The organism is Amycolatopsis sp. NPDC028719 (genome assembly GCF_055565395.1).
The window spans coordinates 277969-291200 of record NZ_JBVHUL010000010.1 but is presented as its reverse complement, the minus strand read 5'-3'; the positions used below and the strand labels follow the sequence as shown (position 1 = coordinate 291200).

11 protein-coding genes are annotated in these 13232 nt (G+C 69.3%); all 11 read right to left on the bottom strand.

Annotated elements, in window-relative coordinates; translation table 11 throughout:
* Positions 1 to 2: 2 nt before the first annotated feature.
* Genes ACZ4TR_RS37945 through ACZ4TR_RS37895 form a run of 11 tightly spaced genes read right to left on the bottom strand, consistent with a single transcriptional unit; the run spans position 3 to position 13230 of the window.
* A complete protein-coding gene (locus ACZ4TR_RS37945; RefSeq protein WP_465292959.1) occupies positions 3 to 1553 on the bottom strand; it encodes an NADH-quinone oxidoreductase subunit M in 1551 nt (516 codons plus the stop codon).
* On the bottom strand, positions 1553 to 3454 hold the full coding sequence (gene nuoL, locus ACZ4TR_RS37940) for an NADH-quinone oxidoreductase subunit L (RefSeq protein WP_465292957.1): 1902 nt from the start codon (positions 3452 to 3454) through the stop codon (positions 1553 to 1555). The genes ACZ4TR_RS37945 and nuoL overlap by 1 nt, the downstream gene beginning before the upstream one ends.
* Before the next feature lie 11 nt (positions 3455 to 3465).
* Positions 3466 to 3765, bottom strand: a complete 300-nt coding sequence (nuoK, locus tag ACZ4TR_RS37935) for an NADH-quinone oxidoreductase subunit NuoK (protein ID WP_091303926.1) — start codon at positions 3763 to 3765, stop codon at positions 3466 to 3468.
* Positions 3762 to 4625 (bottom strand): NADH-quinone oxidoreductase subunit J, encoded by an 864-nt coding sequence (locus ACZ4TR_RS37930; protein ID WP_465292956.1) that lies wholly within the window; start codon positions 4623 to 4625, stop codon positions 3762 to 3764. Before ACZ4TR_RS37930 ends, nuoK begins: the two co-directional genes overlap by 4 nt.
* Complete coding sequence (nuoI, locus tag ACZ4TR_RS37925; protein ID WP_360263514.1) at positions 4622 to 5149, bottom strand: NADH-quinone oxidoreductase subunit NuoI; 528 nt, start codon at positions 5147 to 5149, stop codon at positions 4622 to 4624. Before nuoI ends, ACZ4TR_RS37930 begins: the two co-directional genes overlap by 4 nt.
* A complete protein-coding gene (gene nuoH / locus ACZ4TR_RS37920; RefSeq protein ID WP_465292954.1) occupies positions 5136 to 6485 on the bottom strand; it encodes an NADH-quinone oxidoreductase subunit NuoH in 1350 nt (449 codons plus the stop codon). Before nuoH ends, nuoI begins: the two co-directional genes overlap by 14 nt.
* Positions 6482 to 8956 (bottom strand): NADH-quinone oxidoreductase subunit G, encoded by a 2475-nt coding sequence (locus ACZ4TR_RS37915; RefSeq protein ID WP_465292952.1) that lies wholly within the window; start codon positions 8954 to 8956, stop codon positions 6482 to 6484. The genes nuoH and ACZ4TR_RS37915 overlap by 4 nt, the downstream gene beginning before the upstream one ends.
* Positions 8953 to 10248, bottom strand: coding sequence for an NADH-quinone oxidoreductase subunit NuoF (gene nuoF / locus ACZ4TR_RS37910; protein WP_465292950.1), 1296 nt, complete (start codon positions 10246 to 10248; stop codon positions 8953 to 8955). Before nuoF ends, ACZ4TR_RS37915 begins: the two co-directional genes overlap by 4 nt.
* Complete coding sequence (gene nuoE / locus ACZ4TR_RS37905) at positions 10248 to 11105, bottom strand: NADH-quinone oxidoreductase subunit NuoE (RefSeq protein ID WP_465292948.1); 858 nt, start codon at positions 11103 to 11105, stop codon at positions 10248 to 10250. The genes nuoF and nuoE overlap by 1 nt, the downstream gene beginning before the upstream one ends.
* Entirely contained in the window at positions 11102 to 12484 is a 1383-nt protein-coding gene (locus tag ACZ4TR_RS37900) for an NADH-quinone oxidoreductase subunit D (protein ID WP_364514200.1), read from the bottom strand. The genes nuoE and ACZ4TR_RS37900 overlap by 4 nt, the downstream gene beginning before the upstream one ends.
* Entirely contained in the window at positions 12481 to 13230 is a 750-nt protein-coding gene (locus ACZ4TR_RS37895; protein WP_465292946.1) for an NADH-quinone oxidoreductase subunit C, read from the bottom strand. The genes ACZ4TR_RS37900 and ACZ4TR_RS37895 overlap by 4 nt, the downstream gene beginning before the upstream one ends.
* Between the last annotated feature and the right edge of the window lie 2 nt (positions 13231 to 13232).

The following is a 13232-nucleotide window of genomic DNA, read 5'->3' as shown; positions in this document are numbered from 1 at the left end:
GGTTACTTGCCTCCCTGGACCGCGGACAGCGTCTGCTGCACCGTCGGGGTGACTGTGTCGAGCACCGGCTTCGGGTAGAAGCCGAGGAAGAGGACCAGGACGACCAGCGGCGCCACGATCGCGATCTCGCGGCCGCTCAGGTCCGTGATCGCCTTCTTCGCGCCCAGCTCCGGCGCGATGGCCGTGCCCGGCCCGCCGCCGACGCCGATCAGGGCGTCACCGCGGACGGGGCCCTGCATGACGCGCTGGTAGAGCCAGAGCACGTACGCCGCGGCCAGGACCATGCCCACCGTGGCGAGGATCGTGTACACCGGCTGGTCCACGAACGCCCCGATCAGCACCAGGAACTCGGAGACGAACGAGTTGGTGCCCGGCAGGGACAACGTGGACAGGCCGGCGAGCAGGAACAGGCCCGCCAGCAACGGCGTCACCTTGGCCATGCCGCCGTAGTCCGAGATGCGGGACGACCCGCCGCGCGCGATCACCAGGCCGATCACCACGATCAGCATGCCGGTCGCGATGCTGTGGTTCAGCATGTACGTCGCCGAGCCGACCATCGCCTGCTCGTTGAAGGCGAAGATGCCGAGCGAGATGAAGCCGAAGTGCGCGATGGACACGTAGGCGATGAACCGCTTCATGTCCCGCTGGCCCGCCGCGAGGATCGATCCATAAAGGACGCCGATCACCGAGAGCACCAGCACCAGCGGCGCCAGTGCCTTGCTCGCGTCGGGGAACATCGGCAGGCAGTAGCGCAGGAACCCGAACGTGCCGACCTTGTCCAGCACGCCGACCAGCAGGACGGCGACGCCGATCGGCGCCTCCCCCGCCGCGTCCGGCAGCCAGGTGTGGAACGGCACCAGCGGCGCCTTGATCGCGAACGCCAGGAAGAACCCGAGGAACAGCCAGATCTGCGTGGACAGCGGCGCGTCGCGGACGACCGTGACGAGCGTGGCCCAGTCGAAGGTGCCGTGCCCGAGCTTGTCCTTCGCCAGCGAGTACGCCCCGATCGCCGACGCCAGCATGATCAGGCCGCCGAGGAACGAGTAGAGGAAGAACTTCACCGCCGCGTACTGCCGGTTCCCGCCGCCGTAGCCGCCGATCAGGAAGTACATCGGGATCAGCATGATCTCGAACAGCACGTAGAACAGGAAGACGTCGGTCGCGGCGAAGACGCCGATCGTGAGCGCTTCCTGCAGCAGGATCAGCGAGAGGAACCCGCCCGCGCTGCGGCCCGGCGGCAGCTTGTCCAGCGTGCCGAGCCCGCCGACGACGATCGGCACCAGCAGCGCGATCACCGCGATCATGATCAGCGAGATGCCGTCGGTGCCGAACGCGATGTGCACGCCGAAGCTGGGGATCCAGTCGAAGCTCGACGTCTGCTGCAGCCGCGCGCCCGACGGCGAGTAGCTCGCCCAGAACGGGATCACGAGCACGAGCTCGAGGATCGAGAACCCCAGCGCGGCCAGCACCGCGGCGCGGTCGTTCCCCTTGAGGAACGCCAGCACCAGGGAACCGGCGAGCGGCACCAGGATCAGGATGAGCAACCAGGTCATCAGGAGAACCTCACCAGCAGGAGAGCCGCCAGAAGCAGGAACGCGCCGCCCAGCATCGAGAGCGCGTAGGACCGGACGAACCCGGTCTGGAGCCGCCTCAGCCGGCCGGAGCCACCGCCGAGGGAAGCGGCCAGACCGTTGACCGCGCCGTCGACGCCGCGGTTGTCGACGAACACCAGTGCCCTCGAGAGCCAGGTGCCCGGGCGGGCGACCAGCGTCTCGTTGAGGGCGTTGCCGTAGAGGTCCTTGCGCGCGGCGCGGGTGACGAACGAGACGCGCTGCGGCTGCTCGACCGGGATGTCACGGCGGAAGATCAGGGCCGCGATCACCACACCCAGCACGGAGAACGCGATCGCGGCGATGGAGATGACCCAGGCGTCGAACGGCGCGTGGTGCGCTTCCTCCAGCTTCCCGACCGACGGAGTCAGCCACTGGGTGAAGCGGTCACCCTGCCAGAAGAAGAAGCCGGCGCCGACCGAGCCGACCGCCAGGACGGCCATCGGGATCCACATGAGCGGCTTGGACTCGTGCGGGTGGAAGTCACGGCCGTCGCTGGACTTGATGTCCTTCCAGCGCTCCTTGCCGAAGAACGTCATCATCATCAGGCGGGTCATGTAGAACGCGGTGAGCCCCGCGCCCAGCAGCGCGGCGCCGCCCATCACCCAGCCGCGCCAGCCGCCCTGGCCGAACGCCGCTTCGATGATCGCGTCCTTGGTGAAGAAGCCCGACAGCGGCGGGATGCCGATCAGGGCCAGGTAGCCGAGGCCGAACGTGATGAAGGTGATCGGCATCTTCTTGCGCAGGCCGCCGAACTTCCGCATGTCGACCTCGTCGTTCATGCCGTGCATGACCGACCCGGCCCCGAGGAAGAGCCCGGCCTTGAAGAAGCCGTGCGCGACCAGGTGCATGATGCCGAGCGCGTACGCGATGGGCCCGAGCCCGACCGCCAGCATCATGTAGCCGATCTGGCTGACCGTGGAGTACGCGAGAACCTTCTTGATGTCGTCGTACGCGCAGCCGATGATGCACCCGAGCAGCAGGGTCACCGTGCCGACGAGCGTGACGATCAGCCTGCCGTCCTCGGTGGCGTTGAAGATGTCCTTCGAGCGGGCCACCAGGTAGACCCCGGCCGTGACCATCGTCGCCGCGTGGATGAGGGCCGACACCGGGGTCGGGCCCTCCATCGCGTCCGGGAGCCAGGCCTGCAGCGGGAACTGACCGGACTTGCCGCAGGCGCCCAGCAGGAGCAGGATCGCCATCGCGGTGATCGCGCCCGGCGAGAACTTGCCGTCGCCGACTGCCTGGAACACCTGCGCGTAGCCGGTCGAGCCCGCGTACTTGAACATGATGAAGATCGCCAGCGCGAGCCCGACGTCACCGACGCGGTTCATCAGGAACGCCTTCTTCGCCGCGGTCGCGGCGGACGGGCGGCCCTGGTACCAGCCGATGAGCAGGTAGGACGCGAGACCCACGCCCTCCCAGCCGAGGTACAGCGTCACGAAGCTGTTGCCCAGCACCAGGATCAGCATCGACGCGACGAAGAGGTTCAGGTACGCGAAGAAGCGGTACCGGCCCTCGTCGTCGGCCATGTAGCCGATCGAGTAGTAGTGGATCAGCATGCCGACGCCGGTGATGAGCAGCACGAACGTCAGCGACAGCGCGTCGATCCGCAGCCCGAAGTCCACCTGCAGCTGGCCGACCGGGATCCACGAGTACACCTTGGTGTCGGTCGTGGTGCCGGTGTCGGCGGTGAAGAACAGGATCAGGCCGTAGACGAAGGCCAGCGTGACGGTGGCACAGCCGAGCAGATGCCCCCACGCCTTCGCGCGCTTACCCGCCAGAAGCAGGATCAAGGCGCCGAGAGCCGGAAGGGCCACCAGCAGCCACGATGATGCGGTCACTCGGGGGTCTCCTAGTACTTCAGCAGGTTGGTGTCGTCGACCGAAGCCGAGCGCCGGGTGCGGAAGATGGCCATGATGATCGCCAGGCCGACCACGACCTCGGCGGCCGCGACGACCATGACGAAGAACGCCATGACCTGGCCGTCGAGCCCGCCGTTGATCCGGGCGAACGTGACCAGCGACAGGTTCACGGCGTTGAGCATCAGCTCGATGCACATGAACACGACGATGGCGTTGCGCCGCACCAGCACGCCGACCGCGCCGAGCGCGAACAGCAGCGCCGACAGCAGCAGGTAGTACGTCGGGGTCATGCCTTCTCCCCCTGGGTTTCCGAAGAGTCCGGGCCGACCAGCGCGTGCGCGTCGGGGTGCGGCTTGTCGTCCGCCACCAGCTTGCGTTCCCTCGCCAGCTCGATCGCCGACGTGGACTCGATGATCGCCGAGAGCGACTCCGGGGCGACCGAACCGTCCGGCAGCAGCGCCGGCGTCGCGACCGAGTTGGCGGTGGCGAAGACACCCGGGCCGGGCAGCGGCGAGGGCCGGTCGTGCTCACCGCGGAAGCGGGCGACGACCAGTTCCTTCTGCGTCTGCTTGCCGCCCTTGCCGTGCCGGTCGGTGAAGGCCAGCACCATCGCGCCGACCGCGGCGGTGATGAGCAGCGCCGACGTCAGCTCGAACGGGAACAGGTAGTCGGTGAAGATCAGCCGGCCCAGGCCCTTCGGCCCGCCGCCCGCCGACGTCGTCGAGTCGAGCGGCGTGGCCGGGGTGACGTTGGCCAGCGCCCGGTAGACGCCGGTGGCCAGCAGCGCGGCCATCGCGATGCCGAGGACGGTGGCGGCGAGCCGCTGTCCACGGAGGACTTCGACGACCGAGTCGGAGCTCTCGCGGCCGACCAGCATCAGCACGAACAGGAACAGCATCATGATCGCGCCGGTGTAGACGATGATCTGCGTGAAGCCCAGGAACGGCGCCGACTGGATCATGTACAGCGCGCCCAGGCTCAGCATGGTGAGCACCAGCCACAGCGCCGAGTGGACGGCGTTGCGCGAGAAGATCATGCCGAGCCCGCCGAGCAGGCAGAGCGGGCCCAGGATCCAGAACGCGATGGCCTCGCCGGTGGTGACGCCGGCCGCGGCACCCGTCGGGGCCTGGGTCAGGAGGGCGGTGATCACTTCGCCGCCTCCCCGCCGCGCGCCAGTTCGGGGCCGTTCACGTAGTAGTCCTGCTCGTTCTCGCCGAGCCGCATCGGGTGCGGCGGCTGCTCCATGCCGGGCAGGAGCGGCGCGAGGAGGTCTTCCTTCGTGTAGATCAGCCGCTGGCGGTCGTCGTCGGCCAGCTCGTAGAAGTTGATCATCGTCAGCGACCGCGTCGGGCAGGCCTCGATGCAGAGGCCGCAGCCGATGCAGCGCAGGTAGTTGATCTGGTAGTCCGCGCCGTACCGCTCGCCCGGGGAGAACCGGGCTTCCTCGGTGTTGTCACCACCCTCGACGAAGATCGCGTCCGCCGGGCACGCCCACGCGCACAGCTCGCAGCCGACGCACTTCTCGAGGCCGTCCGGGTGGCGGTTCAGCTGGTGCCGGCCGTGGTACCGCGGGGCGGCGGGCGCGCCGGCCTCGGGGTACTCCTCGGTGGCGACCTTCTTGAACATCATCCCGAAGGTGACGCCGAAGCCCTTGACGGGATCAAGAAACCCCATCTTGCGCTCCTTCCTTTGCGGTACCGACGGCTGCCGGCTTGCGCCGGGCCGCCTTCGCCTCGGCCTTGGCCAAAGCCTTCTGACGCGGGGTGGTCTGCGGGACCTTGAGGTCCAGCGGCGGGACCGGGAAACCGCCGCCGGTCACCGGGATGGTCTCGCTCTCCTCTTCGCGGCCCGACGCGCGGACGTAGAAGAACAGGGCGATGACGATGAAGATCGCGACCGCGGCGATGATGATCGACGCGGTGTTCCAGGCGATGACCTTCGCGAAGGTCACCATGACGATCCACACCAGGTTCAGCGGGACCAGGACCTTCCAGCCCAGGCGCATGAACTGGTCGTAGCGCAGGCGGGGCAGCGTGCCGCGCAGCCAGATGAACCCGAACAGCAGGACGAACATCTTGGCGAAGAACCACAGCACCGGCCACCAGCCGGTGTTGAGCACGTTGTTCCCGATCAGCGACAGCGGCCACGGGGCCATCCAGCCGCCGAGGAACAGCGTCGTCGCGAACGCCGAGACGATCACCATGTTGACGTACTCGGCGAGGAAGAACATCGCGAACTTCATCGAGCTGTACTCGGTGTGGAAGCCGCCGACCAGCTCCGACTCGGCCTCGGGGAGGTCGAACGGGGCGCGGTTGGTCTCGCCGACCATCGAGATCAGGTAGATCACGAAGCTGGGGACCAGGTAGAGGAACCACGCCTTGTGCTGCGCGCCGACGATGTCGGCCAGGTTCAGCGACCCGGCCTGCAGGATCACCGCGACGATCGAGAGACCCATCGCGATCTCGTAGGAGATCACCTGCGCCGCGCTGCGCATGCCGCCGAGCAGCGGGTACGGCGAGCCGGACGACCAGCCGGCGAGCACGATGCCGTACACGCCGATCGAGGAGCAGGCCAGGATCACCAGCGCGCTGACCGGCAGGTCGAGCAGCTGCAGGACGGTCCGCTCGCCGAAGATCGACACGACCGGGCCGAACGGGATGGCCGAGAGCGCGATCAGCGAGGGCACCACGCACATGACCGGCGCGAGGAAGTACACCTTGCGGTCGGCGGTGTCCGGGATGATCTGTTCCTTGAACGGCAGCTTGATCGCGTCCGCCAGGGACTGCAGGTAGCCGCCGGGGCCGACGCGGTTGGGGCCGGGCCGGTTCTGCATCCGGCCGACCGCCTTGCGCTCCCAGACGATCAGGAAGATCGTCAGGATCGGGCCGATCAGCAGGATGACCACGCACTTGAGCAGGATCAGCCACAACGGATCGTCCGCCAGCAGCGCAGCCCGCGTCGCCGCGTCCGGAACACTTCCGACGGCAGCTTCGCTCAGCAACGGTGTCACTGTTCACCCCCAGCGAGGTTCACCACGGCGCCGTGCCCGGCGCCGAGCGTCTTGAACACGGCGGAGCCGTCGGAGTTGCCCGGCAGCCACACGACGCCGTCGGGCAGGTCCGCGATCTCCACCGGCAGCGTGATCGCACCGCGTTCGGTGCTCACCTTCACGGTGGTGCCCAGCCCTTCGGCGGTCTTCGCGGACAGCCGCGCGACCGGCGTGCGCTGGGTGCCCTTGAGGTGCGGCTCGCCGTCCTGCAGGGACCCGTTGTCGATCAGCTGGCGCCAGCTCGACAGGACCGCCTGACCGGCACCCGGGGCTGCCGTGGCCCCGCCGGTTTCGGCGGCGACGTTGCCCCAGCGCAGCGCCGAGGCCGGGGCGAGCTTCTCGAAGTCGCCGCGGGCGGCGGCCGGCGTCTGCGTGAACAGGTCGGTGTCCATCTCGACGGCGAGGGTGTCGAGCACCCGGCAGTCCGGCAGGGTGCCGGTGCCTTCGATCGTGACGTCGAACGGGCGGGTGCGGCCCTCCCAGTTGAGGTAGCTGCCCGCCTTCTCGTCGGAGGCGGCCACCGGGAGCACGACGTCCGCGCGCTCGGTCACCGCGCTGTGGCGCAGCTCGAGACTGACCACAAACCCTGCGGCATCCAGCGCGCGCAGCGCCAGGTCCGGGTCCGGCAGGTCGAACGGGTCGACGCCGCCGACGACCAGGCCACCCAGCTCGCGACCCGAGGCTGCCCGCAGGATGCCGGTGGTGTCGCGGCCCGGCGCGGCCGGGATCGGGACGCCCCAGGCGTTTTCGACGGCGACGCGCGCGGCGTCGTCGCCCACCCGGTGCCCGCCCGGCAGCAGCGTCGGGACGCAGCCGGTGGCCAGCGCGCCCCGGTCGCCGGCGCGGCGCGGGATCCACGCGAGCCGGACGCCGGTGCGCTCGACGAGGTCGTGCAGCGCGGAGAACAGGCCGGGCACCTGGGCGGCGCGCTCGCCGACCAGGACGACGGCGCCTTCGCCGCGCAGGGCCTCGTCGAGGTCCGGCGCGTGCTTGGCGATGCCTTCGACGGCCGCGGCCTCCTGGCCGGGGACGCAGGCGAGCAGCTCGCCGAACGTCTTGCGCACCGACGCCGTCGTCCACTGTCCCAGGTGGACGACCCGGGTGCGGTTCTTGCGGGCCGCCTTGCGCAGCCGCAGGAACACGATCGGCGCCTCGTCCTCGGGCTCGAACGCCACGCACAGGACCGTGCGGGCGCGCTCGATCTCGCCGAACGTCACGCCGGACTCCGGCGTCACGCCCACGACGTGCGAGGTGAGGAAGGCCAGCTCCTCGGCCGAGTGCGGCCGGGCGCGGAAGTCGACGTCGTTGGTCTGCAGCGCGACGCGGGCGAACTTCGAGTACGCGTAAGCGTCCTCGACGGTCAGCCGGCCACCGGGCAGGACCCCGACGCCGCCTCCTGCCCGCGCCTCGGTGAGCCCGGCGGCCGCGGCGCGCAGCGCGTCGGTCCAGGACGCCTCTTCCAGCTCACCGGTCTCGCGGTTGCGGACCAGCGGGCGGCGGATGCGGTCCTCGGCACCGGTGTAGCGGAAGGCGAAGCGGCCCTTGTCGCAGATCCACTCTTCGTTGACTTCGGGGTCGTCGCCGGCCAGCTTGCGCTGGACCTTGCCGCGCCGGAAGTCGGTGCGCTCGGCGCAGCCGGACGAGCAGTGCTCGCACACGCTCGGCGCGGACACCAGGTCGAACGGGCGGGAGCGGAACCGGTAGGCGGCGCTCGTCAGGGCACCGACCGGGCAGATCTGGATGACGTTGCCGGAGAAGTAGCTCTGGAACGGCTGGCCGCTGGTCGTCCGCGACGCGAGGTCGAGGACGTCCGCCGTCTCCGCGGTGCCGATCTGCTGGTGGGCGCCGCGTTCGAGGAGCTCGATGAACGGGTCGCCGGCGATCTCGCTGGAGAACCGGGTGCAGCGCTGGCACAGCACGCAGCGTTCGCGGTCGAGCAGCACCTGCGTCGAGATCGGCAGCGGCTTCGGGAACGTCCGCTTGGTGTCGACGAACCGGGACTCCGTGCGGCCGTGGGCCAGCGCCTGGTTCTGCAGCGGGCACTCGCCGCCCTTGTCGCAGACCGGGCAGTCCAGCGGGTGGTTGATGAGCAGGAGCTCCATCACGCCCTGCTGGGCCTTGTCCGCGACCGGCGACGTCAGCTGGGTCTTGACGACCATGCCGTCGGCGACGGTCATCGTGCAGGACGCCTGCGGCTTCGGCATCGGCCGGCCGCCCATCTCGACCTCGACGAGGCACTGGCGGCAGGCGCCGGCCGGGGAGAGGAGCGGGTGGTCGCAGAACCGCGGGATGACCGTGCCGAGGCGTTCGGCCGTGCGGATCAGCAGCTCGCCCTTGGGGGCGATGACCTCTTCGCCGTCGATGACCAGCTTGACGTGGCCTTCGGGGACCGGCGTCTCTCGGGTCTCGGGCTTGTCGGGCGCGATCGTCATGCCTGCGCTCCCACGAGTTCGGGCTTGGTCTGTTCGTGCCGGTTCTTCTCGCACAGCGCGAGGAACTCCTCGCGGAAGTACTTGATGCCGCTCTGGATCGGTGACACCGCGCCGTCGCCGAGGGCGCAGAACGACCGGCCGAGGATGTTGTCGCAGACGTCGAGGAGCGTGTCGATGTCCTCTTCGGTGCCGTGGCCCTCGACCATCCGCTCGAGGATCTGCGCCAGCCAGTACGTGCCTTCGCGGCACGGCGTGCACTTGCCGCAGGACTCGTGCTCGTAGAACTGGGTCCACTTCATCACGGCCCAGGGCACCGACACGGTCTCGTTGAAGACCTGGACGGCCGTCGTACCCAGCATCGACCCGGCTTCCGCCGCGCCTTCGAAGTCCAGCGGAACGTCGAGGTGCTCGGCGGTGAACATCGGGGTGGACGAGCCGCCCGGGGTCCAGAACTTGAGCGGGATGCCGTCCTTCATGCCGCCCGCCATGTCCAGCAGCTCGCGCAGCGTCGTGCCGAGCGGGCACTCGTACTGGCCGGGCTTCTCGACGTGGCCGGAGATCGAGTAGATCTTCGGGCCGGGCGACTTCTCGCGGCCCATCTCGCGGAACCAGCCGGCCCCGCCGTTGACGATGAACGGCGCGCTCGCGATGGTCTCGACGTTGTTGACCGTGGTCGGCGCGGCGTAAAGACCCGCTGCGGCGGGGAACGGCGGCTTGAGCCGCGGCTGGCCACGACGGCCTTCCAGCGAGTCGAGCAGCGCCGTCTCCTCACCGCAGATGTACGCGCCGGCGCCGGCGTGCACGGTGATCTTGAGGTCGAAGCCCGAGCCGAGGATGTTCTCGCCCAGGTAGCCCGCCGCTTCGGCTTCGCGCACGGCCGCGTTGAGGCGGCGGATGCAGTGCAGCGCCTCGCCGCGGACGTAGATGAAGCAGTGGTTGGACCGCATCGCGTACGAGGCGATGATGCAGCCCTCGATGAGCGAGTGCGGGTCCGCCATCATCAGCGGGATGTCCTTGCAGGTACCCGGCTCGCCCTCGTCGGCGTTGATCACCAGGTAGTGCGGCTTGTCGAAGTTCGGCGGCATGAACGACCACTTGATGCCGGCCGGGAAGCCGGCACCGCCGCGGCCGCGCAGGCCGGAGTCCTTGACGAGCTGGACGAGCTGCTCCGGCGTCCCGGCCAGGGCCTTGCGGACGGCGGTGTAGCCCTCGAGGGCCTCGTACGTGCCGATCTGCCAGGAGTTCGGCGACAGCCAGCGCTTCGTGAGGACCGGAGTGATGGGATCGGCCATTACTTCTTCTCCACTTCCGGGAGAGGGACATCGGAAGCGACGGGCGCGACCCAGCCGCGCTCCTGAGCGAGCTGCGCGCCCCGCAGCGTCTCGACGGCCTGCGACGGGCCGTCGACGTCGGTGCGGTACTGGCGCTCGTCCTCTGGGAAGAACCCGGCGAGCTGCAGCTCGGCGCCCTTGAAGTTCGTCAGCGGGGCACCGCGCGTCGGGGCCGGGCGCTTGCCCGCCTGCAGCGCGTCGACCAGCGCGACGGCCTTCTCCTCGGTCTGGTTGTCGAAGTACTCGTAGTTGACCTGGATGACCGGCGCGAGGTCGCAGGCCGCGAGGCACTCGGCGTGCTCGAGGGTGATCGAGCCCGGCTCGTTCGGCGTGCCCGCGGTCTCGTTGTGCCCCAGCGGTTCCGACTCGGATCCGAGGTGCGTCTGGAGCTTCTTGTAGATCGCGTCGCCGCCCATGGCCGCGCAGAGCGTGTTGGTGCAGACGCTCACGAGGTGCTCGCCGCACGGCTTGCGCTTGTACATCGTGTAGAACGTCGCGACCGCGCTGACCTCGGCGTCGGACAGGTCGAGCTGCTTCGCGCAGAACGCGATGCCCTCCTGGCTGACGTAGCCCTGCACCGACTGCACGAGGTGCAGCATCGGCAGCAGCGCCGAGCGGGACATCGGGTAGCGCGCGATCAGGTCCTGGGCCCGCGCCACGACACCTTCGTCGAAGATGTCTTCGAGCGGCGTGTCTTCGATGATCCCGGCGGCCACCCCGGGGTCCGGCGCGATGGCGACGACGTCGGTGTCCGGCCCGGCCGCGGCGTACGTCGTCGCGGCGTCGTTGGGTCCCGGTTCGGGAACAGCTGAGGTCATCGGTCCACTCCCCCCATGACGGGGTCGATCGAGGCGATCGCGGCGATCACGTCCGCGACCAGGCCGCCTTCGGCCATTGCGGGCATCGACTGCAGGTTCACGAAGCTCGGTTCGCGCACGTGGACCCGCAGCGGCCGGGTGCCGCCGTCGGACACCAGGTGCGCGCTCAGCTCGCCGCGCGGCGACTCGACCGACGTGTACACCTGCCCCGCCGGCACCTTGAAGCCCTCGGTGACCAGCTTGAAGTGGTGGATCAGGGACTCCATCGACTGGCCCATGATCTTCTTGACGTGCTCGAGCGAGTTGCCCATGCCGTCGCTGCCGATGGACAGCTGCGCGGGCCAGGCGACCTTCTTGTCCTCGACCATGACCGGGCCCGGCTCGAGCTTCTCCAGGCACTGTTCGATGATCTTGAGGCTCTCGTGCATCTCGTGCACCCGGATCAGGTAGCGCGACCAGCAGTCGGCGCCGTTGTCCACGGGCACGTCGAAGTCGAACTCGTCGTAGCAGGAGTACGGCTCGGTCTTGCGCAGGTCCCACGGCAGGCCCGCGGACCGCAGCACCGGGCCGGTGACGCCGAGCGCGAGGCACGCGTCAACCGGCAGGTAACCCACGCCCTTGAGCCGGTTGCGCCAGATCGGCTGCCCGGTGAACAGCTTGTCGTACAACGGAAGGCGCTGCTTCATCGTCTTGATGAATTCGCTGACCTTCTCGTGGTAGTCGGCCGGCATGTCCTGCGCGAGGCCGCCGGGGCGGATGAACGCGTGGTTCATGCGCAGGCCGGTCAGGTGCTCCAGCAGGTGCAGCACCTCTTCGCGCTCGCGGAAGCCGAGCGTCATCGCGGTGGTGGCGCCGAGCTCCATGCCGCCGGTGGCGATGTAGACGAGGTGCGAGCCGATCCGGTTGATCTCCAGCAGCATCACGCGCAGCAGCTGCGCGCGGCGCGGGGCCTCGATCTGCAGCAGCTTCTCGACGCCGAGGCAGTACGCCATCTCCGTCGAAAGCGGGGCCAGGTAGTCCATGCGCGTCACGAACGTGACGCCCTGGGTCCAGGTCCGGTACTCGCAGTTCTTCTCGATGCCGGTGTGGAGGTAGCCGATGACCGACCGCAGCTGCGTGACGGTCTCGCCCTCCATCTCCAGCACGAGCCGGAGCACGCCGTGCGTCGACGGGTGCTGCGGGCCCATGTTGATGACCATGCGCTCGTCGTGCGCCGCGTCGGCGATGACGTCGTCCCAGTCGCCGCCGGAGACCGAGTAGACGCGGCCTTCGGTGGTGTCACGGGAGTCGGCGTAGTTGACGTTGTCGGTGCTGTCGCTGCCGGTCTCGGTGGTGCTCGTCCCGGTCGTGACGTCCGACAGGTTCTCGGTGCTGCTCACGAGTACGACCTCCGCTGGTCCGGCGGCGGGATCTCCGCGCCCTTGTATTCGACCGGGATCCCGCCGAGCGGGTAGTCCTTGCGCTGGGGGTGGCCGTCCCAGTCGTCCGGCATGAGGATCCGGGTCAGCGCCGGGTGGCCGTCGTAGACGATGCCGAACATGTCCCAGGCCTCGCGCTCCTGCCAGTCGGCGGTCGGGTAGAGCCCGACCAGCGACGGCACGTGCGCGTCCTCGATGTCGAGGGTGACCTCGAGCCGGATGCGGCGGCGGTAGGTCAGCGACGTGAAGTGGTACACCGAGTGCAGCCGCTGCGGGACGTCGACGCCGTAGTCCACGCCGGACACCGAGGACAGCAGCTCGAAGCGGAGACCGCCGTCGTCGCGCAGCACCTTCGCGATCGCGGGCAGGTGCTCGCGAGCGACGTAGAAGGTGATCTCGCCGCGGTCGACCGTCGTCTGCAGGATCGCCTCGGCGGGGATCTTGTTGTCCGACAGGGCCGCGTAGAACTCGTCGGCGAACTGGTCGAACCAGCCGCCGTACGGGCGCTCGGCGGGCGCGGGGCTGTAGGCCGGGAGCCGGACGCCGCCGTAGCCGGAGGTGTCGCCGGTGCCGTGGACACCGAACATGCCCTGGCGTTCGCGGCCGGTGACGACCGGTTCGGCCGCGCCCTGTCCCTGGGCCGTGAGGCCGGTTTCGGCGCGTTCGGCGCTGGACTGCTCTTCGCCGGGTTGCGGGTTCTCAGTCATCG